The organism is Nocardioides sp. (assembly GCF_025965415.1).
In the GTDB taxonomy this organism is placed as follows: Bacteria; Actinomycetota; Actinomycetes; order Propionibacteriales; family Nocardioidaceae; genus Nocardioides.
The window spans coordinates 1-24,208 of sequence record NZ_JAOPWY010000142.1 but is presented as its reverse complement, the minus strand read 5'-3'; the positions used below and the strand labels follow the sequence as shown (position 1 = coordinate 24,208).

Below are 24,208 nucleotides of genomic sequence, written 5' to 3'. Positions count from 1 at the left end.
TCAGGGCTGGGTGGGCGGCACGTCGACGACCAAGCCGTTCAGGGTGTGGTCGATCTCGATCTGGCAGCCGAGCCGACTGCCTTCTCGGCGCTCGGTGACCCCGAGCTCCAAGAGGTCCTCCTCGAGGTCTCCCGGCACGCCGACCGCATCGCGGAACTCGTCGCGGACCCACACATGACAGGTCGCGCAGGAGCTGTTGCCGCCGCACTCTCCGAGGATCCCCGGGACACCCGTTCGGAGCGCGGCACTCATGACCGTCTCGCCGCTGTCCGCTTCGATTGCTCGTTCGGCCCCCGCGGTGTCCACATATACGACCTTCGGCACCTATCCTCCTGACCGCGTGACTAATGGCCTAACCATTATCCCGCTGATTGCCGCGTGGTCAAGTTGTCTCGAATCGAGCATCGTCCGACGGGGCACGGCGGCGTCGCACGTCGCCACAGGTGCGATCTCGTCGTACTCGTCCTGGTCGCCGCCCGGCTGTCGGGCACCTACGCGAAGCCGGGACGGCCTCGGCTCGTCCCGTGCGTTGGGTGATGCCGAGGGAGCGACCGGAAGAGCGGGTCACGACGATGTCGCCAGTTCGAGGTTCCACGCTGTCGCCGATCCCCAGATAAGGCGCTTGCGCTTGGCCGCCGCCGCGACCGAAACTCGGTGAAACGAACACGCGAATAGTCTGGCTACCTTCGCGCACCGCTCGTGTTGGATTCGACGCCGAACAGGGTCGCCGTCCGGGGAATGCTGGGATGATCTTGCCGTGACCCCCGACCAGCGACTGCGCGAGCTCGCGATGCTCCGCGAGGACCTAGACAACCTGATGAGGCCGATTTGACATAAGCTGCACCGCGGCAGCAGAAGGCGTGCGTGGGCCGGCATGGATCCGTGATTTGGGGTCTGTAGGTCCGACCATCTCGCGTTCTCCTGCATCACCAGCTGCTCGACGCCAACTGACCAAGCGTCGGGTCACGCGCTGGCGCGCATCTGCGCCAGCGGCATGACCGCGCGACTCGCGGCAGCCATCCGGATGTTCGCCGGCGGCGTGCTCCTCATCGAGCTCGACTGAGAGGCACGACTTGACAACGCGGTGACGATTTCCGGCAAAGTCCCACGGATGGGTCAGATGCCGCTGCCGATCAGGTCCCGGCAGGTGCCTCGTCGGGGGCAGAGCCGTAGCCATAGCCGTACCCGTAGCCGGAGCCGTAGTCGCCGCGACCCTTTCTGGGCACCATGTTGAACACGGCGCCGAGGGTGTTCGCGCCGACCGCGTCGAGGCGCTGGCGCGCTTCACCGAGCTGCTCGCGGGTGGTGCGTCCGTGGCGTACGACCACCACGGCGCCGTCGACCTGGGAGGCGATGAGCGCCGCGTCGGTGACGGGCAGCAGCGGCGGCGCGTCGATGATGATCACGTCGTAGTCCGCGCGCAGCTCGAGCAGCAGCGAGGCCATCGCCTGCGACTGGAGCAGCTCGGAGGGGTTGGGCGGGATCGCGCCGGAGGCCAGCACGTGCAGCCCGGAGCCGTGCGTGAGGACCACGTCGGTCGCGGTGACCTTGCCGACCAGCGCCGTGGTGAGGCCGATCGTGCCGTCGAGGCCGAGCAGCTCCGCGGCCTGCGGCCGGCGGAGGTCGCCGTCTACGAGCAGCGTGCGCTCGCCGGCCTGCTGGAGCGCGAGGGCGGTGTTGACCGCGGTGGTCGACTTGCCCTCGCCGGGCAGCGCGCTGGTGACCACGAACGCCTTGGACGTCGCGTCGATGTCGACGAAGGACAGGTTGGTGCGCAGCACCCGGAAGGCCTCGGAGCGCGGCTCGTGCGAGGTCAGCTGGGTGAGCAGCGGACGCTTGCCGACCTCGCTGTCGAAGGCAAAGGTGCCAAGAATCGGCGCCTCCAGGGACGTGGTCACGTCGTCGGCCGACTTGGTGCTGGTGTCGAGCAGCTCGCGCACCACCGCGAGCCCGACGCCCAGGAGCAGGCCGAGCACGAAGGCGAGGCCCAGGTTGCGTACGGGGTTGGGGGAGATGGCGCCGCTGGGCAGGGTGGCGGCGTCGACGATGGTGGCCTTGAGGACCGGCTGGTTGCGCCCGGGCGGCGTCTCCAGCTCGGCGACGAGCGCCATCAGCTCCTCGCCGTAGGTCTGGGTGAGCTGCTGGGCCACGACCGGGTCGGGGTCGGTGACCGAGAGGTTGAGCAGGACGGTCTCGGGGGAGGCCTGCGCCGTCACCTTGTCGGCCAGCTCCGCCGGCGTGAGGTCGCTGCTGGTCGCCGCGACGACGCGGGTGGCCAGCTCGGTGCCGGTGGCCAGGTCGGCGTACGACGACAGGCGCTGGCTGCTGAAGAGATTGCCCTGGTAGGCCTCGGCGGAGGAGGAGGCGCTTGTGGAGATGAAGAGCTGGGTCGTGGACTGGTACTGCGGGGTCGTCCGCCACGTGATCAGCGCCGCCGCGACGACCACCAGCAGGAGGGTTGCCACCACGAGTCGCCAGCGGCGGCGCAGGATGCGCAGGTAGTCGGACAGTTCCACGATGTGGTGTTCCCCCAGAGTCAGATGAGGGGCAAGTGTCAGCCACGAGCGGCGGCCCGGGCAACTTGACCGGATTTACCGTTCATTTACCGTCCTGTGTACTTTTGGGCTACGGTTTCCCCCGCCGACCCAGCCAAGGACACCTTGCCGCCGGGTCGGCTCGGATCGAAAACAAATAGGGGACGATCCCACACAGCCATCGGAAGGTTCTTCAGCATGAAGAAGACGGCCATCGCCACCACGTTCGTCGCGCTCAGCACCATGCTGATCGCTCCCTCCGCCCAGGCGGCCCCCTACCCGCGCTCCATCGACACCGCGTGCGTCGCCGTCGCCGCTGACTCCAAGGTCGGCCCCGGGGACCGCGTCAAGGTCACGTTCAAGTGGACCGCAGACGGCAACATCACGCCCCAGAGCCGCGTCACCTACACCGTGACCCGCAAGGGCGGCGGCGCGGTCGAGTCCGGCTTCTTCTGGAGCGGCGCCAAGAAGCAGTCGAGCGTGAAGTTCTTCCGGTTCGCTCGCAACGGCAACTACTACGTCGACTTCGAGACGGCGACCAAGCGCACGTCGGTGTTCCGCAACTGCGAGGCCTCGACGTCCAAGATCAAGGTGCGCAACCGCTTCTGATCCAGGCTCCACACGTTCCAACGATCTGCTGCCCACCAGGCGAAGCCGGTGGGCAGCAGTCATGACGGGGTAATTGACTGTGGCGAAGACCACACGCGAGCGCGCGGAGCGCCCGACCTGGCGCCGGTGGCGCTGGCCACTTGCGACGGCTCTCGCCGTGCTGGTGGCCGGTGGCCTCTGGGCAGGCTGGACGGTCTGGCAGGTCCAGCGTGACCTGACGGCTGCCAGGGCCCAGGCGGTCGCCCTGCCCGGCGCCTTGGCGGGCGACGGCGACGACGCCGCCACGGTCGTCGACGCCCTCCAGTCGCACGCCGGTGCCGCCGCCGACCGTACGTCGGGTCCCACGTGGCAGGTGCTCAGCGCGCTGCCGGCGCTGGGCGACGACTTCGACGCCACGGCCCGTGTCTCCCGCGCCGTCGACATCGTGGCGCGTGACGGAGCGGGTCCGCTCGTCGGGAGCGGGCTGAGCGCCGCGACGTTCGCGCCGCGCGACGGGCGGCTCCCGGTCGACCGCGTCGCTCGCGCCGCCGCGCCGCTCGCCGAGGCGCGCGACGGCTTCGTCGAGGCGCAGGCCGAGCTCGACGACATCCGGCTCGAGGGGCTGGTCCGCGAGCTGCGACCGCAGCTCGAGGCGCTGATCCGCGAGGTCGACGAGGGCGTCAGCACGCTCGACGGCGCGACCCGGGCCGCGGAGCTGCTGCCGGCGATGCTCGGGGGCGACGGACCTCGCGACTACCTCCTCGTCTTCCAGAACAACGCCGAGCCCCGGTCGCTCGGCGGCATGCCCGGCCTGATGGCACCCCTGCGCGCCGAGCGAGGCACGATCACCCTCGGTGGCACGGTCGCGGCCAGCGAGTTCGGCGAGCTCGACAAGCCGGTGCTGCCGCTCACCGAGCAGGAGCGGCGCATCTGGTTCGACCAGCCCGGGACCTACTTCCAGGACGCCGTCTTCATCCCCGACTTCGAGCGGGCGAGCGAGCTGATGGCCGCCCGGTGGAAGGTCGAGACCGGGCAGGAGGTCGACGGGGTCATCTCTGTCGACCCGGTCGCCCTGTCCTACCTGCTCCAGGCCACGGGTCCCATCACGGTCGACGGTCGCCGGTTGACCAGCAACACCTTCGTCGACGAGATCCTCCACGAGCCCTACCTGCGCTACCAGGACGACCCCGCGGCCGAGGACGCGTTCTTCGCCGAGGTGCTCACCACGACGTTCGACCGGCTCCTCGACCCGCGCACCAGCCCTTCCGCGCTGGTCACCGCGCTCTCGCGCGGCGCCACCGAGGGGCGCCTGCTCGTCCACTCAGCGAGTAGTGCGGAGCAGGACCTGCTCGACGGCACCCGCGTCGCCGGCGCCTTCCCGACCGGGTCGGGGGGAGCGGCCCAGGCGGGCGTCTACGTCAACGACGCCACCGGGTCCAAGATGGGCTACTTCCTCGACTACGGCGCCCGCATCAGCAGCGTCTCGTGCGCGGCCGGCGTGATCGGCTTCAGCGGCTCGCTCCGGATCCACTCCACCGCGCCGGCCGACGCCGCGTCGCTGCCGTCCACGGTCACCGGGCCGGGGACGTACGGCGTGGCGCGGGGCGACCACCTCAACGTCTTCGACCTCGTGGCGCCCACTGGCGGAGAGATCACCGACGTCGTGGTCAACGGCGTGAAGTCGACCGGCACCAATCGGACCTTCGAGGGCCGACCCATCGTGTCGGTGCCGATCCTCCTCGAGCCGGGCGACGTGGTCACCCTGACGTGGCGCGCGACCTCGGGCGCAGGCCACTCCGGGGGCGTCGAGCTGATCAGCACGCCCGGCGTGCAGCGTGGCGGTGGCAAGCAGTTCGTCCCCGCGCCGTGTGCCGGAGGGCAGGAGTGATGGAGACCACCCCCCAAACGTTGGCCCTCAGGGGTGGTTTGCCACGTCTGTGCCACGAGACGGTGACACGTCAAGGCGGGCCTGACCTAGGGTCGGCAGCGACCGTTCTTGGGGAACTGGGTCTTGCTGCCTCTACGAGGCGTTTCACACGTGTGGGGACATGTCGATGACTGTGCTCGGGCTTGAGTCTGCTGTGCGCGGACGCAGGACGGCGATGCTGATGGCGCTCGACGCGCTGGCGCTCGTTGCCGCCTACTTGTTCGCCGTCGTGGTGCGCTACGACGGGATTTCTCCAGTTCCCTGGCGCCATGCCGCGCTCGTGGTCGCCGGGGCTGTTGCGCTCCAGTGGGTCATCGGCCTCGTCGGACGCCTCTACCGGGGTCGCGTCGGGGTCGCCACCAACGAGGAGACCCTCCTGCTGGGAACCGCGACGGCAGCGGCCGGCCTGGTCGTCTTCGGCGCCAACGCGTTGACCGACCCCCTCTGGATCGCTCGCAGCCTCCCGCTGACCGCCACCTTCCTCGGCTTCTTCCTGATGCTGACCACGCGAGCGCTGTGGCGACGGCTCACCTTGCGGCTGGCGCCGCTGACGGCCGGTGCCGGCCAGCGCACCCTGGTCGTCGGTGCCGGCGCCAGCGGTGCCCGGCTCGTGCACTCGATGCGCAGCCACCCCGACTCCGGCCTGGTGCCGGTCGGCTTCCTCGACGACGACCCGTGGATGCGCAAGCGACGCCACTTCGGCGTCCCGGTGCTGGGCGCGGTCGCCGACCTCGAGCGCGTCGTGCGTGCCACGGGTGCGACCACGGTGGTCGTGGCGATCCCCAGCGCCAGCAAGGAGCTGATCAAGGCCGTCGTTGACTGCTGCACCGAGCTCGACATCACCGCCAAGGTGCTGCCGTTCTTCGCCGAGACCTTCGCCAGCAAGGCCGACGTCCGCGACGTGCGCGACGTCGACATGCGCGACCTGCTCGGCCGCGCCGCCATCCAGACCGACCTCGACTCGATCGCCGGCTACGTCACGGGCAAGCGGGTGCTGGTCACCGGCGCCGGCGGGTCCATCGGCTCCGAGCTGTGCCGCCAGCTGCACCGCTTCAGTCCCGCCGAGCTGATCATGCTCGACCGTGACGAGTCGGCGCTGCACGGCGTGCAGCTCTCGATCCACGGCCGCGCCCTCCTCGACAGCCCCGACGTGGTGCTCAACGACATCCGCGACGAGGTCGCCCTGCGCCGCGTCTTCGAGGACCGCCGCCCAGAGGTGGTCTTCCACGCCGCCGCGCTCAAGCACCTGCCGATGCTCGAGCAGTATCCACACGAGGCGATGAAGACCAACGTGCTCGGCACGGCCAACGTCCTCGAGGCTGCGGCCGCGGTCGGCGTGACCACCTTCGTCAACATCTCCACCGACAAGGCGGCCGACCCGACCAGCGTCCTGGGCTACTCCAAGCGCGCCGCCGAGCGCCTGACCGCCAACATGGCCCGCCGTGCCGAGGGCGCGTACCTCAGCGTGCGGTTCGGCAACGTCCTCGGGTCGCGCGGCTCCGTGTTGCACACCTTCACCGCCCAGATCGAGGCCGGTGGCCCGGTGACCGTGGTCCACCCGGAGGTCACGCGCTACTTCATGACGGTGGAGGAGGCGGTGCAGCTCGTCATCCAGGCCGGCGCCATCGGCGAGGCCGGCGAGGTGATGATCCTCGACATGGGCCAGCCAGTGAGGATCGTCGACATGGCCCAGCAGCTCATCGCGATGTCGGGCAAGAGCATCGAGATCGTCTACACCGGACTCCGTGACGGCGAGAAGCTGCACGAGGAGCTCTTCGGTGCCGCGGAGAGCGACGAGCGGTCCAAGCACCCCCTCGTCTCCCACGCGCACGTGGAGCCGCTGTCGGTCGACGTCGTCCGCTCCTTCGATCTCGGCTCCCACCACCTCGGGCTGCTCCAGGCCTTCGAGGACTGGGTGCACGGGTCCGAGTCGGAACTGTTGGGAGCCCACGGATACGGCCGTGAGCATGGAGAGGCAACATGACCGTCGACATCGAGACCCAGCCGCGCATCCTGCTGTCCCCGCCCGACGTGGGTGTCCTGGAGCAGGACTACGTCATGCGGGCCATGCGGTCGGGGTGGGTGGCGCCTGCCGGTCCGGACCTGGACGCCTTCGAGGCGGAGGTCGCGGAACGAGTCGGCGTCGCGCACGCGGTGGGGCTCGCGTCCGGCACGGCCGCCCTCCACCTCGCCCTGGTGTCGTGGGGCGTCGGCCCCGGCGACGTCGTCCCCGTCTCGACCTTCACCTTCGCCGCGACGGTCAATGCGATCCGCTACGTCGGCGCCGAGCCGTTCTTCGTCGACTGCGACGAGACCGGCAACATGAGTCCCGAGCTGCTGAAGCAGGCGCTCACCTCGTTGCGCGCGGACGACCGCAATGCCCCCGCAGTGGTCCCGGTCGACCTCTTCGGCAAGGCCGCGGACTACTCCGCCCTGGTGCCCATCGCTGCCGCCGCCGGCGCCAAGGTGCTCTCTGACGCGGCTGAGGCACTGGGCGCGACGCACCAAGGTAGCCCCGCAGGCTCCTTCGGCGACGCGGCGGTCCTGTCGTTCAACGGCAACAAGATCATGACGACCTCGGGCGGCGGCATGCTGCTGACGCACGACAGAACCCTCGCCGACCACGTCCGCAAGCTCTCCACGCAGGCGCGCGAACCGGTCCCGCACTACGAGCACACCGAGGTCGGCTTCAACTACCGACTCTCCAACATCCTGGCTGCAATGGGTAGGGCGCAGCTCGTCCGCCTCGACGACATGGTCGCGCGCCGTCGCGAGTGGCGCGAGCGCTATCGCGCGCTCTTCGCCGACCAGCCGGGTGTCTCGATCCTCGGCGGCACCGATGACGCGGGTGACAACTGCTGGCTGACCCCGATCGTCGTCGACCCTGACGTGTCCTCGTGGACGGCTGCTGACCTGAGCGGTGCTCTCGGACGCGCAAACGTCGAGACCCGTCCGGTCTGGAAGCCGATGCACCTCCAGCCGGTGTCCAAGGGGCTGCGAGGCGTGCTCGACGGGACCTCCGAGCGCATCTTCGAGCGCGGTCTGACACTTCCGGCCGGCTCCGTGCTGACGGACAGCGAGTTTGAGCGCATCGAGCGGGCGATCCTCGGGGTGACGGCGGCGTGAAGCCCTACGACCCCTTCAAGCGTGGCCTCGACGTGGTGGTGGGATCGGCGGCGCTGGTCCTGTCTGCCCCGCTGCAACTCGCACTCGCCGTCCTCGTGCGGCGCAAGCTCGGCTCGCCGGTCCTCTTCCATCAGCTGCGACCCGGAAAGGACGGTGAGATCTTCGAGCTGGCCAAGTTCCGCACGATGCTCGAGCCGGACGAGTCCCGCGGGCTCGTCACGGACGAGCAGCGGATGACGCCCTTCGGTGCCTTCCTACGCTCGACCAGCCTCGACGAACTGCCGACGCTGTGGAACGTAGTGCGCGGCGACATGAGTCTGGTCGGACCGCGGCCGCTGCTGGTGCGATACCTCGATCGGTACACGCCCGAGCAGGCGCGCCGCCACGAGGTTCGTCCTGGTGTGACTGGGCTCGCGCAGGTGAGTGGCCGCAACGCCATCACGTGGGACGAGAAGTTCGCGAAGGACGTCGAGTACGTCGACCTCCGCAGCCTGATGCTCGACCTGAAGATCGTCTGGTGGACGCTGGTGCAGGTGATCCGGCGGGACGGCATCTCGGCCGCAGGCGAGGTCACGATGTCAGAGTTCTCGGGATCGCGCCGTGCCTGAAGACCTCGTGATCGTCGGCGCCGGTGGCTTCGGACGTGAGACTGCTGACGTTGTGGAGGCCATCAACGTCACTGCCGCCTCGCCGTTATGGCGACTTCTCGGCGTTGTCGACGACTCGCTCTCTCCTGCAAGCGCCTCTCGCGTGCAGGCACAGAGCCTCCAGTACCTCGGTTCACTCGATGATCTGATCAAGCTCGACGTCCGCCCGCGCTACGTCGTGGGCATCGGATCACCCACGGTGCGACGACGTATTGCCGAACGCCTCGACGCCGCGGGCTTTGCAGCGGCGACGCTCATTCACCCGCAGGCGACCATCGGCTCCCTAGTGACCATCGGATCTGGATCCGTAGTCTGCGCCGGCGCTCGGGTGACCACTAACATCCAACTGGGCAGGCACGTGCACCTCAATCCCAATGTGACCATAGGCCACGACACCACGCTGGGCGACTTTGTCAGCATGAATCCAGCGTCGTCCATTTCGGGCGACTGCGTGATCGAAGACGAGGTCCTTGTTGACGTCGGCGCCGTCGTGCTGAATCAGCTCGTTGTCGGGCGAGGGGCACTTGTGGGCGCAGCGGCCTGCGTGGTGCGGAATGTGCTAGCTGGCTCGACTGTAAAGGGTGTTCCCGCAAAGTGAAGTCGCGGTGCTCAGCGTCGACGCGCGGCAGATCGCCAGGCCCGCGGGTGATGATCTTCGTCACCAGTCCGACGACCGTCGCGCACTTCGTGAGGCCGATAGCCGGCGCCTTTCTGGCGTGCGGTTGGTCGGTCGACATCGTGAGCGCTCCGGGCGATGAGCTTGACGGTACGGCTCGAGAGATCGGCGCGGCTTCGCATGCAATCCCTCTTCATCGAGGATTCGCTCCAGTTGCGATGCTTAGAGCTCTGGTCAACGCGACGAGGCTTGTGAGGCGACTGGGGCCTGACCTTGTCATCTCGGCGACTCCGGCTGCAGGCCTAGTGGGAGTCTTGTCGGGCAGGATTGCAGGAACCAATGCGAAGATTTTGCACCTCGCATGGGGCCGTCGTTCAGAAGCGCTCAGGTTCCCGCTGAAGCAACTGCTGGAGGGCCTTGAGGCGGCGACTGTCGCCTTTGCAGATGCAACGTTGGCGAACAGCGAGAGTCTGTCGGTCGCCATAAAGAGGTCTATCCGGCGACGCGCTTCGGTGACGGTGCTGGGAGAGGGCAGTTCTCATGGCGTTGATCTGAGCAGGTTCCGATACGAGCCCCCGAAACCTCGGGTGCGACCTGTTATCGGCTTCGTCGGAAGAGTTCGGCGGGACAAGGGCGTCATAGAGCTACTCGAGGCACTGGAGCTCCTCACTCAACGGGGATGCGCTTTCGAAGCAAGGATTTTCGGAAAGATTGAGGAGCCAGACTTGGCTCCCCGAATCGCTGTCACTCCGCGCACTTCCTACATGAGCTTTGCGTCCGATATGCCCGAGGTCATGATGGACCTGGACGTACTGTGTCTTCCCTCGTGGCGTGAAGGATTTCCCAACGTAGTACTCGAGGCGGGCGCGGCAGGTCGTCCCGTCGTCACGACAACAGCAACCGGCGCCATTGACTCGGTAGTCGATGGTGTCACCGGACTTCTAGTTCCTCCACGCGATTCCTACGCACTCGCGGATGCACTGGAGCGGCTTCTTCTTAGCCCAGAACTCCGCACGACGATGGGGGAATCGGGCCGCAAGCGCGTGGAGGCGGCCTTCGAGCAGTCAGTCGTCTGCTTGCGACTGGTCGACTTCGCCGTGGACCTGTGTGGGTTGGAGCGAACGCGATGAACACCGACTCAGCAGTCTTGTCACGGCGGAGAGGGGATTCGGTCGTCGTACGGACGTTGGCCATCGCTCTATTGACCACGTGGCTGGTGTTCGGCGCGCGAGTCACTGTGTCCTTGTCCACGGGCGGGAGAGGGACGCTCGCAATCCTTGAACCGACACTGATTCTCTTGGGTGTGGCCATTTGGTGTTGCACGCCCACCGGTAGAGGGAAGATTGTCCCCGCTCGGATGTATTGGGCATCGGCAGGGCCGTTGTTTCTCCTGCTGCTGCTCCTCCCGATCATGGGTGTCACTGCCGGCACACACGGCGTCCGAAGCCTCTACTCGATCGCAATGGTTGCGGTCCCGTGGTCAATCTTCATGGTCGGACGAGTGGCCGGAGATCCTCGGACGTGGGCCCGAGGTGTGACGGTGTCCATCTGGATCCACGGCTCCTACGGGGCGGTACAACTACTCGGACGGCTGTCACTGCTCCCGGATGCGATTTCGGAGTGGATCACTGCGTGGGATCTGAGCAGCCAAGCAGCGTACGCAGAGTCGTACATCGTCAGTCAGCGGAGCACCGGGATGCTGATCAACCCCAATAGCTTTGGCTTGTGGTCAGTGCTCGCCGTCGTATTCAGCGTCTTCTATCTCAAAGGGCGCATCCGCGCGTTCTCGATCGCCCTGGCTCTGGCAGGGGTCTACGCGAGTGAGTCCCGCACCGCCATGGTGGCGCTCATCGCGTCAGTCATCGCCGTGGCCGTCACCGGTAAGGGGTTGGACGCCATCTTCAGAATGGTGGCACTAATCATCGCCGCCGCGGTGCCTCTGGCCGTGCTGAGTTGGTTCGGAGTGCTGCAATCGTTCGTCGCCGTGAACGCTTTGGAGAGGATGCGCAGCGGTTGGCTCGCAGTTACTGGACGAGGTGTGGACGAAAACTTGGCCGGGAGGGTCGAGGCATGGAACTTTGCTAGCACGCTCTCCGCGGACTATTGGATGGGAACGTGGGGCCCGCCGCAGGTGACGCTTGGACGCTCCATCGACAGTCAATATCTCGCGATGTTCTTGCAGGGTTCGCTGCCGCTCCTGCTGGCGTACCTGCTTCTGCTTATCTCTCCTCTCATTGTGCTCCCGAAGCACCGTCGCCGACCGTTCGTCGCATTCGCGCTGGCCGTAGCGACCATGTCGTTCACAGCCACAGCGTTCGAGAACCTGGCTGCTATGGGATTGGTCTGGTGCGCACTTGTGATCGACGCCCTCAAGGTCCGGACAGGCAACCCCGAGGCGGTGCGGTCAGAAGTCTCTGAGGTGTCGCACAACAAGGTTGGCCCCACATGAGCCGCCGTCTGAAAGGTGAGCGCGTCCGCTTGGCTTTCGTCGGCCAAGCACGCTGGGCGCAGCAGTTGGCGAACGGTACGGTCGCCCAAGGATTGGACGCCCACGTGGTATCCGCCGAGCCTCCTTGGAACCTCCTGCGGCTGACCTCATTGCGTTCGTTGATGGGTTCCGATGTCGTCATCAGAGTGGGGTTCCGCCCCGGCGCCAAGACCACCCGTGGGCGCCTGTTCGATGCCTTGCTGGGAGTCCTGTCGAGGGGGAGCCTGCGCGTCATGTACTGGATCGGCACCGATGTCCAACGGCTCGTTGCCGAGGTCGAAGGCGGTGCCGCTTCGCAGCGGACCCGCGCGATGAGGCGTACTCATTGGCACTTGGCCGGGTCGTCGCGCCTCAAGTCCGAGCTTGCGGCGGTCGGCGTGGACGCCAGGCTGGTTGACTTCCCGTCCTTCGTGTCAATGCCCGTCGGCCGATTGCCCGACATGCCGTCCCGTTTCACCGCCCTCACGTATATCCCGGACTTCCGGAGCCGGTTCTACGGCGGTGACGTGATCCTCGAGCTCGCCCGCGCGCGTCCTGACATCGACTTCGTGGTGATGGGTGGCGACGGCACGTGGGCGGGTGACGCGCCCACAAACGTCCAGTTCGTCGGCTGGGTGAGCGACCCCGCCCCCCTCTACTCGCATTCGAGCTGTGTGCTTCGCCTCCCTGAACATGACTCGGTCGGCGCGACCGCGGCTGAAGCTCTGCTGTACGGCCGCCCGCTGCTCTACACCGAATCGCTCCCATACGCCAAGCTTGTCGACCGCGAGCTGACTTCGGTCCTTGCTGCGCTGGATGACCTTCATCGGGCACACAGCAAGGGAGAGCTCTACCCGAACGTGAACGCGAGCAACTGGGCAAGGCAAGAGTTCGACCCCGAGACTCGGTTCGCTCGGCTCGCCAATGTGCTGAGAGAGATGGCGTAGAACTCGCCGTGGCAGTTCGACGGATGTTGGCGCAGGTCGCCGCGCGAGCATCGACACCCGCGGGACGCATGGGAATGGCCGCGGTGGCCTCGGCCGTCGTTGGTGCGGCGACGACCCCGGTACTCGCCTGGACCGCCACCGCGGAGGACGTCGGCCGGTTCAACCTGCTGATGGTCTACGTCGGGCTCGGCGTTGTCGTCTCGTGCCTAGGTTTGGACCAGGCCTACATCCGCTTTCACCACGACGCTCGCAGACGAGGACGGTTGCTTACTGCTGCAATGCTGTTACCCGTTACCGTGTCCGGCATTTTCGCCGGGGCAATTCTGGTCGCTCCTAGTTGGTTCGCCGAACAAGCCTTCGACCTGCGGGCCGCATCGGTAGGCGTCGGGCTGGCAGCCGCAATAGTACTAAACGTCATCTATCGATTCGCGGCAGTTGAGATTCGGATGGCGGAGTCCCCAGGTGCGCTTCTGGTCAATCAGGTCGTACCGAAGGTCATCCTCATATGTGCCGTCCTCCTTGCTTCCGTGCTTGGCGCGGGGGTCCATTTCGAAATCATCGTCTGGGTCTACGCCGCCGGACTAGCCGCCGCCCTCGCGGTTTGGTCGTCACGCCTGTTCTCGCGCGCGGTGCTCCATGCCGAACGAACGGGAGAGGCCGATACACGGCAGATGCTTCGTTACGGCGTCCCTCTTACCGCCTCCGCTCTCGCCTTCTGGGTGGCGGCCTCAACGGGGGCGGTCGGTCTTCGAGCGCTTGCCTCAATTCAAGAGGTTGCGCTCTACGCACTCGCGCTGAGCTTTGCCTTGCCCGCGTCACTCCTGCAGGTGGTGCTGGCGAGCGTCTGGACTCCCATCGTATTTCGTTGGAACGACATTGAGGCGCGGGAGCAGTTACCGAAAGTACAGAGGATGGTCTCGGCCGGCGCTGTGTGGCTCTTCTTGGTTCTCGGAAGCGGGTCATGGGCTGTGCACTGGTTGCTGCCAAGCCAGTACGCGAGTGTCGAGTACATGATCCCCGCCGCAATGGCTCCTGCCCTCTGGTATGCGGTGTCAGAGGTGACAGCGGTCGGCATCCAGATACGCAAGCGAACCTCCTTGTTGGCCTTGGCATCCTCAGCGGCTGCTGCTGTCGGGGTGATCACCGTCGTGCCGCTTGCTGCCGCCCTCGGGGCTAGAGGCGCCTTGCTCTCGATGATGGCCGCCTACGGAACCCTTTTTGTTGTGAGGACTGAGCTGAGTGCACGCGTGTGGATGTCTGTGCCGCGGCGTCGCTTGTACCTGCAGGCGGCGCTCGTAGGCGTGTTGGCGAGCTCGGTCCTGCTTGGGGGTCCGTTCCTCGGCGTCCGCGTTTATCTGGTGTGGGTCGCGGCCGTGGTGATCCTCGCGGTAATCGATCTGTTCGAAACAAGCAGAAGGTCGCGCCGTGTGCGTGTGCCGTGAGTTGACGGAGGCTTACTGTGAAACTGGTTTACGAAGCACCGTTGTTTCCTGGCGTTGGAGGCGGCCCACGACATTTCGAAGGAATAGCGGCGGCGCTCGCGGATCTCGGAGTGGACACTCGCGTCCTGCTTCCCTCGAGCACAGCCGTAAACGTTCCTGCCGGCGTCTCTCGCCAGACCCGCTTGCCCTCCCCCGGCGACCGGGCGACCCGACACTTGACCTATGAGGTCTCGCGAATCGCCCTGATGGTGTGGTGGCTCATCTCGGGGACCCGGGTTGACGTGTGGATGTCGCGACACTCCCTCTTCGGCGTAGGGACTTTCCTCGCGAGGCGGATCGCCAAAGTGGTCGTCCTCGAGGTCAATGGTCCGGTTCGCGAAGAAGTCGCTGCCAACTTCGGTTCACCGGCTCTTGCCCGGCTGGTCGACCGTCTCTTCCGTTGGCAGATCAAGTGCGCGGACGTAACGATTGCGGTGAGCCCCGGGCTCGTCGAGTACGTGCTTAGGCGCCAACCCAGCGCAAGGTGTCACCCAGTCCCGAATGGCTCGGATGTTGTCAACGTCCAAGGGTCGCGTGACCCCCTGAAGATCGTCTACAGCGGGGCGCTGACCCCTTGGTACGACCTTGCGACACTGCTCATGGCAGTCGAGCGACTCCGCTCGGTCCACGGCGTCGCCGCGACCCTGGATGTGGTCGGCGACGGGAATGGAGCGCTCGAGTTGCGACGCGTCGCGAGCGACCATGGCTTGGCCGACATCGTCCGGTTCACCGGATGGCTCCCATCGAGCGTTTCGCAGCAGTACGTGCAATCGGCAGTCGTGGGCGTCATCCCCATGGGTAGGGCGGCTATGGGCAGGTCTCCCCTCAAGCTGTACGAGTACGCCGCTGCGGGTCTCTCCATCGTCGGATCGGACGTGGACGGAGTCTCGAACTCTCCTCTCGGGGCAGAGGTCTTCCTATACGAGGTGGGCAACGTGGAGTCCTGCGCACTCGCACTTCGCGATGCACTGAATGCGGGTCATAGGACCTACGACGCCGAACAGTGGTCCTGGGAAGCCCGCGCTAGGCAGATCCTGTCCCTAGTCCAACATCGCACGGACTTCACCGGCCTGTGCGGCGGGTCGAACCACCGTTGACTTAGCGCGAACGAGCCATCCGGGACGATCGGTCGACTGATCGAGCAGGTCCTGAAATCGCTACGGCGGCCTTCGAGCAAAAGCGAAGGCCGCCGAGGTCACCTGCTCCAGAAGGTCCGGCCCTGGTGATGGCCTTGGAAGGTCCAGCCGGCACCGGACATGTCACCCAAGACCAAATAGTCCACCGCGGCATCCTGCAGCTCGCCGGGCAAACCGAAGTGGGTCGTCTGCGAGCGGCTCTGAGACTGTTGAAATACACGCAGCAGCTCGACCGCGGACCGGATCAGGTCGATCGCCTCCGCGGCGGACGACGCCGTGACCTACGCCGAAGCCCACTTCAGCTGTTGGGCGAACTCGTCCACGCTGATTCGGCTGAGGGGATGTGGTGCGAGCCGGCTCGGATGATCTGCGACCGCGCGGCTCGCGCCGCATGCGCGCCGTGGCAACCGTCTGCGCGACAAGTCCGGCGTCAATCTGGCATATATCTGGCATAGCCCCCCGCTGAGCCTCACCGCCAGCCACCTCGAAATGACAGAAACCGCAGGATGACCTGCAGTTTCTCTGGTGGAGCCTACGAGACTCGAACTCGCAACCCCCTGCTTGCAAAGCAGGTGCGCTACCAATTGCGCCAAGGCCCCGGATGGTGGAGCAGGTGACGCGCGGAGCGCCGCCTCGAAGTGGTGCGAGCGTCAGGACTTGCCGACCGTGTCGGTGGCCTCGGCCCAGAGGGCCTGCTCGTTCTTGCCCTCGTCCATCTTCTTCTTCGCGAACGCGGCGCCGGCGGCGGCGAGCAGGACCAGCAGAAGCTTCTTCACGGGACTCTCCTCGGGTCGCGATGCCCGGGGACCGGGCAGATGGAGTGGGCCTAGGAGGACTTGAACCTCCGACCTCTTCCTTATCAGGGAAGCGCTCTAACCGTCTGAGCTATAGGCCCGCAACCGCCGCATCAGCGGCGACGCCGAAGATTACCTGACCGTGGTCAGGCGGTGCCAATCGAGGGGTCGGCTCACTTCTCGTCCTCGGCGAGGGTGACCTCGATGCCGCCGAGCAGGGCGGCCGCGAGGTTGTAGAGGAAGGCCGTCAGGGTGGCGATCGCGGTCAGCAGGACCACGTCGAGCACCGACACCAGCAGCGTGAAGCCGAGCACCCGCGACATGCCGACGTAGTCGGTCACGTCGAAGGTCGAGTTGCCACTGTCGCCCTCGACGATGCTCGCCACCGCGGAGTTGATCGAGTCCCAGACACCGGCCGCGCCGAGCACCGACCACACCATGAAGATGGCGACGAAGGTGACGACGCCGAAGGCGACCGACAGCAGGAACGCCGTCTTCATGACCGACCAGGGGTCGATCCGGGTCAGCCGCAGCCGAGCCCGACGCGGGGCGCCGCGGCCGGCCGGGCGGGACCGGCGACCGCGCGAGGAGGACGTCGCCGCGTTGGCGCGGTGCTCCTCGGCGGCGTTGGACATGGTGTCCTGCAGCCGCTCGGCCAGCGACCTGCGGGGAGGCTCACCCCCGGGCGTACGACGGGGAGTCGCGGTGCGGTCCGACATGGATCACTCCTCGGTGTCAGCGTCGGGGCCCAGATCATCGGTCACTGGGGCAGGAGCTCCAGCGGCGTCCTGGCCTTCGATTGTTGCATCGACGGCCACATCGGGCGATTCGCCAGCGGGCGCCTCCGCCTCACCGTCACCCTCGACCTGGCCCGCGTCCTCGACCACCTTGGCCTCGACCGAGCGGGCCACCACGGCCACCGTGTCGCCGGGCTTGGGCGTCACGAACTTCACGCCCATGGTCGAGCGGCCGGTGGGTCGGAAGTTGGCGTCGATGGGGCTGCGCACGACCTGACCACCACTGGTGATGGAGAGGACCTCGTCCTCCTCCTCCACGATGAACGCGCCGACCAGGCCGCCGCGGTCCTCGTTGGCCAGCGACATCGCCTTGATGCCGATGCCGCCACGGGACTGGAGCCGGTAGTCGCTGATCCGGCTGCGCTTGGCGAAGCCGCCGTCGGTGATGGTGAAGACGTACTGCTCGGTGACCTCGTCGGACTCGGCGGCGTCACCCTCGACGGCCTCCTCCGCCGCGACCTGCGCGGCGCGGATGACCGACATCGACAGCAGCGAGTCGCCGTCGCGGAACTTCATCCCGCGCACACCACCGGTGGCGCGACCCATCGGGCGCAGCTGCTCGTCGTCGGCCTTGAAGCGGATCGACTGGCCCTTGCGGGACACGAGCAGGATGTCGTCGTCGCCGTTGACCAGCTCGGCGCCGATCAGCTCGTCGTCGTCCTCACGGAAGTTGATCGCGATGACGCCGGCCTGGCGCGGGCTGTTGTAGTCGCCCAGCTTGGTCTTCTTGACCAGGCCGGTGCGGGTGGCGAGCACGAGGTAGGGGGCCTGCTCGTAGTCGCGGATCGCCAGCACCTGGGCGATGTCCTCGTCGGGCTGGAAGCTCAGCAGGCCGGCGACGTGGCCGCCCTTGGCGTCGCGCGCGGCCTCGGGCAGGTTGTAGGCCTTGGTGCGGTAGACCCGGCCGGCCGTGGTGAAGAACAGCAGCCAGTGGTGGTTGGTGGTCGCGATGAAGTGCTGGACCACGTCGTCGCCGCGCAGGGTCGCGCCGCGCACGCCCTTGCCGCCGCGCTTCTGCAGCCGGTACTGGTCTGCCCGGGTGCGCTTGGCGTAGCCGCCGCGGGTGATCGAGACGACGAGGTCCTCGTCGGGGATCAGGTCCTCCATCGAGAGGTCGCCGTCGGCCGCGATGATCTGCGTACGACGGTCGTTGCCGTACTTGTCGGTGATCTCCTTGAGCTCGTCCGACACGATCTGCCGCTGGCGGGGCTCGTTGGCCAGGATGTCCTCGAGGTCGGCGATGACCCGCTCGAGGTCGGCCAGGCGGTCCATGATCTTCTGGCGCTCGAGGGCGGCCAGGCGACGCAGCTGCATCTCGAGGATCGCGTTGGCCTGGACCTCGTCGATGTCGAGGAGCTGGATGAGGCCGGTGCGCGCCTCCTCTACGTCGGGGCTGCGCCGGATCAGCGCGATGACCTCGTCGAGGGCGTCGAGCGCCTTGGCGAGACCGCGGTAGATGTGGGCCTGGCGCTCGGCCTCGGCGAGGCGGAAGCGCGTCCGGCGCTGGATGACCTCGATCTGGTGGGTGACCCAGTTGGAGATGAACTGGTCGATCGGGAGCGTGCGCGGCACGCCGTCGACCAGCGCCAGCATGTTGGCGGAGAAGTTGGTCTGGAGCTCGGTGTGCTTGAAGAGGTTGTTGAGCACGACCCGGGCGACCGCGTCGCGCTTGAGCACGATGACCAGGCGCTGGCCGGTGCGCGAGCTGGTGTCGTCGCGGACGTCGGAGATGCCCTGGATCCGCCCGGAGTCGGCGAGCTCGGCGATCTTGAGCGCCAGGTTGTCGGGGTTGACCATGTAGGGGAGCTCGCTGATAACCAGCATCGTGCGGCCCTTGGCGTCCTCGTCGATCTCGACGACGGCGCGCTGCGAGATCGACCCGCGGCCGGTGCGGTAGGCCTGCTCGATGCCCTGGCGGCCCACGATCAGCGCGCCGTTGGGGAAGTCCGGGCCCTTGATCCGCTCGACGATGGCGTCCTGGAGCTCTTCCTTGGTGGCGTCGGGGTGCTCGAGCGCCCAGGTCGCGGCCTCGGACACCTCGCGCAGGTTGTGCGGCGGGATGTTGGTCGCCATGCCGACCGCGATGCCGGCCGAGCCGTTGACCAGCAGGTTGGGGAAGCGCGAGGGCAGGATGGTCGGCTCCTGCGAGCGACCGTCGTAGTTGGGGCGGAAGTCGACGGTGTCCTCGTCGATGTCGCGCACCATCTCCATCGCCAGCGGCGCCATCCGGCACTCGGTGTACCGCATGGCGGCGGCAGAGTCGTTGCCCGGCGAGCCGAAGTTGCCCTGGCCGTTGATCAGCGGCGCGCGCAGCACCCACGGCTGCGCGAGGCGGACCATGGTGTCGTAGATCGCGGAGTCGCCGTGGGGGTGGTACTGACCCATCACGTCACCGACGACGCGCGAGCACTTGGAGAACCCGCGGTCGGGGCGGTAGCCGCCGTCGTACATCGCGTAGAGGATGCGGCGGTGCACCGGCTTGAGGCCGTCGCGCACGTCGGGCAGCGCGCGCCCGACGATGACGGTCATCGCGTAGTCGATGTAGGACTGCTGCATGAGCGTCTGCAGCTCGATCGGCTGGATGCGCTCGTCGCCGAAGCCGTGGCCGCCGGCGCCGGTGGTGTCGGTGGGGATCTCAGTCATCTGGGTCTCTCTCCTGCGTTCTATCGATGTCTAGGGCTGGTCGTAGATACGGCTAGCGACCTAGATATCGAGGAATCGAACGTCCTTGGCGTTGCGCTGGATGAAGGACCTGCGCTGCTCGACGTCCTCGCCCATGAGGACCGAGAAGATCTCGTCGGCCTGCGCGGCGTCGTCGAGCGTGACCTGCTTCATCAGGCGCGCGTCGGGGTCCATCGTGGTCTCCCACAGCTCATCGGCGTTCATCTCACCGAGGCCCTTGTAGCGCTGGACCGGGTTCTCCTTGGGGAGCTTCTTGCCCTGGGCCAGGCCGTCGGCCATCAACGCGTCACGCTCGGCGTCGGAGTAGACGAACTCGTGGTCGGCCGGCTTGTTCCAGCGCAGGCGGTAGAGCGGGGGCTGGGCCATGTAGACGTAGCCGTGCTCGATGAGCGGCTTCATGAAGCGGAACAGCAGCGTGAGCAGGAGGGTGTTGATGTGGTGGCCGTCGACGTCGGCGTCGGCCATCATCACGACCTTGTGGTAGCGCAGCTTCTCGAGGCTGAACTCCTCGTGGATGCCGGTGCCGAGCGCCGAGATGATCGCCTGGACCTCGGTGTTGGCGAGCACCTTGTCGAGGCGGGCCTTCTCGACGTTGAGGATCTTGCCGCGGATCGGGAGGATCGCCTGGATGCGGGGGTCGCGACCCTGGCGCGCGGAGCCGCCGGCGGAGTCGCCCTCGACGACGAAGACCTCGCACTCGGCGGGGTTGGTCGACTGGCAGTCGCTGAGCTTGCCGGGGAGACCCCCGCCGCCGAGCAGGCCCTTGCGGTTGCGCGCCAGCTCCCGGGCCTTGCGGGCCGCGATGCGCGCGTTGGCCGCGGCCTGCGACTTGCGCACGATCTCCTTGCCCTCGGCCGGGTTCTGCTCGAACCAGGCGCCGAGCTGGTCGTTCATGATCCGCTGGGTGAAGCCCTTGGCCTCGGTGTTGCCGAGCTTGGTCTTGGTCTGGCCCTCGAACTGCGGCTCGCCGAGCTTGATCGAGATGATCGCGGTGAGGCCCTCGCGGATGTCGTCGCCCGAGACCCGGTCCTCCTTCTTCTTGATCAGCCCCCACTCCTCGCCCCAGTTGTTGACCAGGGAGGTGAGCGATGCGCGGAAGCCCTCCTCGTGGGTGCCGCCCTCGTGGGTGTTGATGTTGTTGGCGAAGGTGTGGACCGACTCGGTGTAGGAGGTGTTCCACTGCATCGCGACCTCGAGGCTCATGTGCTGGCCCGAGGCGCCCTCGGCGGTCTCGGCCTCGAAGGAGATGACGGTCGCGTTGGCCACGGTCTTGCGGCGGTTGAGGTGCTCGACGTAGTCGACGAGGCCGCGGTCGTACTTGAAGACCTGCTCCAGCCCGCCGGCCTCGGCGCGCTTGATCGCGTCGTGCCCGACGTTGTCGACCTCGTTGTCGATGGTGTCGTCGTGGGCCGCGTCGACACGCGACTCGGCGTCGGCCCGCTCGTCGCGTACGACGAACTCGACGCCCTTGTTGAGGAACGCCATCTCGCGCAGCCGCGAGGTGATGGTCTCGAGGTTGTAGTGGGTCGACTCGAAGATGTCCTCCGAGGCGTACCAGGTCACCGTGGTGCCGGTGCGCTCGCCGGGCTCCATCGGGCGGATCTGCTCGAGGTCGGCGTCGGGGACACCGAGCCGGAAGGACTGGCGCCACAGGTGGCCGCGGTTCTTGACCTCGGCGATCAGGCGGCTGGAGAGCGCGTTGACGACCGAGACGCCGACACCGTGCAGACCACCGGAGACCTTGTAGCCGCCACCCCCGAACTTACCGCCGGCGTGGAGCATCGTCAGCGCCATCGTGAGCGCGGGCATCTCCTGGCCGGGTGCGGTGTCGGTCGGGATGCCGCGACCGTTGTCCTCGACGCGCACGCCGCCGTCGGCCTGCAGCGTCAGCACGATGCGGTCGCAGATGCCGGCCAGCGCCTCGTCGACGCCGTTGTCCACGATCTCCCAGATCAGGTGGTGCAGGCCGCGCTCACCGGTCGAGCCGATGTACATGCCCGGGCGCTTGCGCACCGCCTCGAGGCCCTCGAGCACCGTGATCGCGGAGGCGTCGTACTCGAAGTCCTCGTCAACCGCGTTGGTCGAGCGCTTCGGGGCAGCGGCCTCGGCAGGGGCGGCCGCCTCGGCGGGGGGGTCGGCCGGTGTGGCGTCGGAGGAAGGGGGCGAGTCGGGGGTCGAAGCGGTGGGGGTCTCGACGTTCTCTTCGCTCAAGGCACAGCCTTCTTCTCGTCGCCAGCAGTGGCGTTCGACATGAGTCGAGTCGCGGCTGTTGCGGTGGCAACGAAGCGTGCGACTCGACTGCCCATACTACCGGTCAGGAGCCGTCAAACGAAGGATCGCCCCCGGCGATGGGGTGTTCAGTGGAAAACGGTGCCCTCAGGGGCCACATGAGGCCGGTTCACAGCCCCGTTCAGGGGGGTCGGTGGGGCCCCCTACCGTCGCGGGGCCGTCAGATCGCCAGATCCGGGCTCCGGTGAGAGTCGGCCCGGTCATCCGTAGGTGTCGCGCGGACCCCGCCCGTCGCGGCTCGACAACCTGCCCTTGGTCCAGTGCGGCAGGTGCGGGCCCAGCACCTCGATCACGGTGACCGTGCCGTCGCCGAGCTCCTCGTTGAGGCGGCGTACGACGGTGGGCGTGAGGAGCTTGAGCTGGGTGGCCCACGCGGTGGAGTCGGTGCGCACGACCAGGCGTCCGTCGGCGAACGACTCGGGCGTGCAGTGGTCGCCGATCTCGGACCCCACCAGCTCCGCCCACCGGCCGAAGACGCCCTGGACCTTGAGGTCGAGCTCCCAGCCGTGGCTGGCGATGAGCCGGCCCATCGCCTGGTCGAGCATCTGCGGGTCGCGGTCGTCGGGCCGCGCGCCCGAGGACTTCGTGAAGGTGCGCCGCCTGAACGTCGGACGCTTCCGCACCGGTGCGCCCGGCGTCGCCGCGGCGGCGCGGGCCGCCGAGCGCGCGAGGTCCAGGCCGTCGGCCTGGTGATCGGGAGCCGCCGCGGCCTCGGGCGTCACCTCGTCGCCCGTGTGGTCGCTGGTGTGGTCGTCCGCGCGGTCACCGGGCCGGTCGTCAGTCGTCACGCGTGACCTGCCCGTCCGCCACGATGAACCGCACGCCCTGCAGCGAGGTCGGCACGTCGGCGGCGACGGCCGCCGTCACCAGCACCTGCTCCGCGCCGGCCACCAGCTCGGCCAGCTGGCCGCGCCGCTCGGCGTCGAGCTCGGCGAAGACGTCGTCGAGCACGAGGATCGGGTCGTCGCCGTCCGCGCGCAGCAGGTCGTACGACGCCAGGCGCAGCGCGAGCGCGAACGACCACGACTCCCCGTGGGAGGCGTAGCCCTTGACCGGCAGCCGGAGCTCGCCGTCGCCGAGCGTGAGGAGCAGCTCGTCGCGGTGCGGCCCGACGAGCGAGATGCCGCGGTCGAGCTCGTCCTTGCGCCTGTCGGCGATCGCGCCGAGCAGTGCGGCCTCGAGCGGTGCCTTGGTCTCGACACGGGCTCGTCCCTCGCCCTGCTCGACCAGCGGCGGACCGAGGTCGTCCCCGAGGTCGATGCTCGCCTTGTAGTCGAGGTCGGCATCGTCGCGGCTGGCCCCGCGCGCGACCGCCTCGTAGGCCTTGCCGACGTAGGGGCGCAGGTCCTCGACCAGCTGCAGCCGCGCGCCGAGGAGCTCGGCGCCGACGCGGGCGAGGTTGTCGTCCCAGATCTCGAGGGTGGACATGGCCGCGTCGCGCGAGGACCCGCGCGCGACGCCGGCCGTCTTGAGCAGGCTGTTGCGCTGGCGCAGGATCCGGTCGTAGTCCGACCGCACGCCGGCCAGGCGCGGCGCGCGCAGCACCAGCAGGTCGTCGAGGAACTTGCGGCGGTCCGAGGGATCACCCTTGACCAGGGTGAGGTCGTCGGGGGCGAAGACCACCGTCCGCACGAGGCCGATGATCTCGCGCGGGCGCGGCAGCGGCGACCGGTTGATGCGGGCGCGGTTGGCACGTCCGGGGTTGAGCTCGACCTCCAGCATCGCCGTACGCCCCTCCTTCACGACCGAGGCGCGGACGACGGCCTGGTCGGCGCCGGCCTTGACCAGCGGCGCGTCGCTGGCGACCCGGTGCGAGGAGAGCCGGGAGAGGTAGTCGATCGCCTCGACCAGGAGCTCCCGGTCCCCGCGGCGCAGCGCGGCCCGCACCACCGCCTGGTCGGCGCCGTGCCGGACGAGCGGGGCATCGGCCGAGACGCGGTGGCTGCCCAGCGTGGCCAGGTAGCCCACCGCCTCGACCAGGTTGGTCTTCCCCTGGCCGTTGCGCCCGACCAGCACGGTCGGGCCCGGCGTCAGGGCCAGGTCGGCGGACTCCCAGCTGCGGAACTGACCCACCTGCAGGTGCCGGACGTACACGGCTCAGGAATTCGGTGACGCGCTGGGACGGCCCCCGTGCAGGGTCCTGCGCCGGGCCTGGACGATCCCCGTCAGGGCAGCGC

At 67.7% G+C, this 24,208-nt stretch carries 19 protein-coding genes and 2 tRNA genes; 11 read left to right on the top strand and 10 right to left on the bottom strand.

Annotated features, from left to right (window positions below; genetic code table 11):
• Both JWN97_RS14750 and JWN97_RS14745 read right to left on the bottom strand, forming a co-directional pair.
• Complete coding sequence (locus JWN97_RS14750; RefSeq protein WP_297624053.1) at positions 1 to 306, bottom strand: 2Fe-2S iron-sulfur cluster-binding protein; 306 nt, start codon at positions 304 to 306, stop codon at positions 1 to 3.
• Positions 307 to 1,133: 827 nt separating this feature from the next.
• Positions 1,134 to 2,516: a polysaccharide biosynthesis tyrosine autokinase gene (locus tag JWN97_RS14745; protein WP_297624050.1), complete on the bottom strand. Its 1,383-nt coding sequence runs from the start codon at positions 2,514 to 2,516 to the stop codon at positions 1,134 to 1,136.
• 216 nt (positions 2,517 to 2,732) lie between these two features.
• Here JWN97_RS14745 and JWN97_RS14740 point away from each other — a divergent pair, with 216 nt between their 5' ends.
• The 11 genes from JWN97_RS14740 (at position 2,733) to JWN97_RS14690 (ending at position 15,430) form a co-directional block, all read left to right on the top strand.
• Positions 2,733 to 3,143: a hypothetical protein gene (locus JWN97_RS14740; protein ID WP_297624048.1), complete on the top strand. Its 411-nt coding sequence runs from the start codon at positions 2,733 to 2,735 to the stop codon at positions 3,141 to 3,143.
• 79 nt (positions 3,144 to 3,222) lie between these two features.
• A complete protein-coding gene (locus tag JWN97_RS14735) occupies positions 3,223 to 5,010 on the top strand; it encodes a DUF4012 domain-containing protein (RefSeq protein WP_297624046.1) in 1,788 nt (595 codons plus the stop codon).
• A 160-nt stretch (positions 5,011 to 5,170) separates the two neighbouring features.
• Positions 5,171 to 7,033: a nucleoside-diphosphate sugar epimerase/dehydratase gene (locus tag JWN97_RS14730; protein WP_297624044.1), complete on the top strand. Its 1,863-nt coding sequence runs from the start codon at positions 5,171 to 5,173 to the stop codon at positions 7,031 to 7,033.
• Positions 7,030 to 8,175 carry an aminotransferase class I/II-fold pyridoxal phosphate-dependent enzyme gene (locus tag JWN97_RS14725; RefSeq protein WP_297624041.1) on the top strand — a complete coding sequence of 382 codons (1,146 nt, stop codon included), beginning with the start codon at positions 7,030 to 7,032 and terminating at the stop codon, positions 8,173 to 8,175. Before JWN97_RS14730 ends, JWN97_RS14725 begins: the two co-directional genes overlap by 4 nt.
• The gene (locus tag JWN97_RS14720) at positions 8,172 to 8,783 is read left to right on the top strand and encodes a sugar transferase (protein ID WP_297624038.1); all 612 of its coding nucleotides are present in this window, start codon (positions 8,172 to 8,174) and stop codon (positions 8,781 to 8,783) included. Before JWN97_RS14725 ends, JWN97_RS14720 begins: the two co-directional genes overlap by 4 nt.
• On the top strand, positions 8,776 to 9,420 hold the full coding sequence (locus JWN97_RS14715; RefSeq protein WP_297624035.1) for an acetyltransferase: 645 nt from the start codon (positions 8,776 to 8,778) through the stop codon (positions 9,418 to 9,420). The genes JWN97_RS14720 and JWN97_RS14715 overlap by 8 nt, the downstream gene beginning before the upstream one ends.
• A 50-nt stretch (positions 9,421 to 9,470) precedes the next feature.
• Positions 9,471 to 10,568 (top strand): glycosyltransferase, encoded by a 1,098-nt coding sequence (locus tag JWN97_RS14710; RefSeq protein ID WP_297624213.1) that lies wholly within the window; start codon positions 9,471 to 9,473, stop codon positions 10,566 to 10,568.
• A gap of 410 nt (positions 10,569 to 10,978) precedes the next feature.
• Entirely contained in the window at positions 10,979 to 11,887 is a 909-nt protein-coding gene (locus tag JWN97_RS14705) for a hypothetical protein (RefSeq protein ID WP_297624032.1), read from the top strand.
• Entirely contained in the window at positions 11,884 to 12,852 is a 969-nt protein-coding gene (locus tag JWN97_RS14700) for a hypothetical protein (protein ID WP_297624028.1), read from the top strand. Before JWN97_RS14705 ends, JWN97_RS14700 begins: the two co-directional genes overlap by 4 nt.
• 83 nt (positions 12,853 to 12,935) lie before the next feature.
• A complete protein-coding gene (locus JWN97_RS14695) occupies positions 12,936 to 14,294 on the top strand; it encodes an oligosaccharide flippase family protein (protein ID WP_297624025.1) in 1,359 nt (452 codons plus the stop codon).
• A gap of 17 nt (positions 14,295 to 14,311) precedes the next feature.
• Entirely contained in the window at positions 14,312 to 15,430 is a 1,119-nt protein-coding gene (locus tag JWN97_RS14690; protein WP_297624022.1) for a glycosyltransferase, read from the top strand.
• A 562-nt stretch (positions 15,431 to 15,992) separates the two neighbouring features.
• Here the strand turns inward: JWN97_RS14690 and JWN97_RS14685 are convergent.
• The 8 genes from JWN97_RS14685 to recF form a co-directional block, all read right to left on the bottom strand.
• A tRNA-Ala gene (locus JWN97_RS14685) sits at positions 15,993 to 16,068 on the bottom strand.
• Between the two features lie 51 nt (positions 16,069 to 16,119).
• The gene (locus JWN97_RS14680) at positions 16,120 to 16,245 is read right to left on the bottom strand and encodes a DLW-39 family protein (protein WP_297624019.1); all 126 of its coding nucleotides are present in this window, start codon (positions 16,243 to 16,245) and stop codon (positions 16,120 to 16,122) included.
• A 45-nt stretch (positions 16,246 to 16,290) separates the two neighbouring features.
• Positions 16,291 to 16,364: transfer RNA gene (locus JWN97_RS14675), tRNA-Ile, on the bottom strand.
• A 72-nt stretch (positions 16,365 to 16,436) separates the two neighbouring features.
• Positions 16,437 to 16,982, bottom strand: a complete 546-nt coding sequence (locus JWN97_RS14670) for a DUF3566 domain-containing protein (RefSeq protein ID WP_297624016.1) — start codon at positions 16,980 to 16,982, stop codon at positions 16,437 to 16,439.
• 3 nt (positions 16,983 to 16,985) lie between these two features.
• Positions 16,986 to 19,703: a DNA gyrase subunit A gene (gyrA, locus tag JWN97_RS14665; protein ID WP_297624013.1), complete on the bottom strand. Its 2,718-nt coding sequence runs from the start codon at positions 19,701 to 19,703 to the stop codon at positions 16,986 to 16,988.
• A 60-nt stretch (positions 19,704 to 19,763) separates the two neighbouring features.
• The gene (gyrB, locus tag JWN97_RS14660; RefSeq protein ID WP_297624010.1) at positions 19,764 to 21,953 is read right to left on the bottom strand and encodes a DNA topoisomerase (ATP-hydrolyzing) subunit B; all 2,190 of its coding nucleotides are present in this window, start codon (positions 21,951 to 21,953) and stop codon (positions 19,764 to 19,766) included.
• Positions 21,954 to 22,231: 278 nt separating this feature from the next.
• Entirely contained in the window at positions 22,232 to 22,819 is a 588-nt protein-coding gene (locus JWN97_RS14655; RefSeq protein ID WP_297624008.1) for a DciA family protein, read from the bottom strand.
• Complete coding sequence (recF, locus tag JWN97_RS14650) at positions 22,809 to 24,125, bottom strand: DNA replication/repair protein RecF (RefSeq protein WP_297624005.1); 1,317 nt, start codon at positions 24,123 to 24,125, stop codon at positions 22,809 to 22,811. The genes JWN97_RS14655 and recF overlap by 11 nt, the downstream gene beginning before the upstream one ends.
• Positions 24,126 to 24,208 lie beyond the last annotated feature (83 nt).

What these genes read in the sequence shown, in the direction of transcription:
- JWN97_RS14710 (WP_297624213.1), top strand. Translation starts at nt 9,471, where the DNA reads ATGATCTTCGTCACCAGTCCGACGACCGTCGCGCACTTCGTGAGGCCG.
- JWN97_RS14730 (WP_297624044.1), top strand. Translation starts at nt 5,171, where the DNA reads ATGTCGATGACTGTGCTCGGGCTTGAGTCTGCTGTGCGCGGACGCAGG.
- JWN97_RS14700 (WP_297624028.1), top strand. Translation starts at nt 11,884, where the DNA reads ATGAGCCGCCGTCTGAAAGGTGAGCGCGTCCGCTTGGCTTTCGTCGGC.
- gyrA (WP_297624013.1), bottom strand. Translation starts at nt 19,703, where the DNA reads ATGACTGAGATCCCCACCGACACCACCGGCGCCGGCGGCCACGGCTTC.
- JWN97_RS14725 (WP_297624041.1), top strand. Translation starts at nt 7,030, where the DNA reads ATGACCGTCGACATCGAGACCCAGCCGCGCATCCTGCTGTCCCCGCCC.
- JWN97_RS14740 (WP_297624048.1), top strand. Translation starts at nt 2,733, where the DNA reads ATGAAGAAGACGGCCATCGCCACCACGTTCGTCGCGCTCAGCACCATG.
- JWN97_RS14670 (WP_297624016.1), bottom strand. Translation starts at nt 16,982, where the DNA reads ATGTCGGACCGCACCGCGACTCCCCGTCGTACGCCCGGGGGTGAGCCT.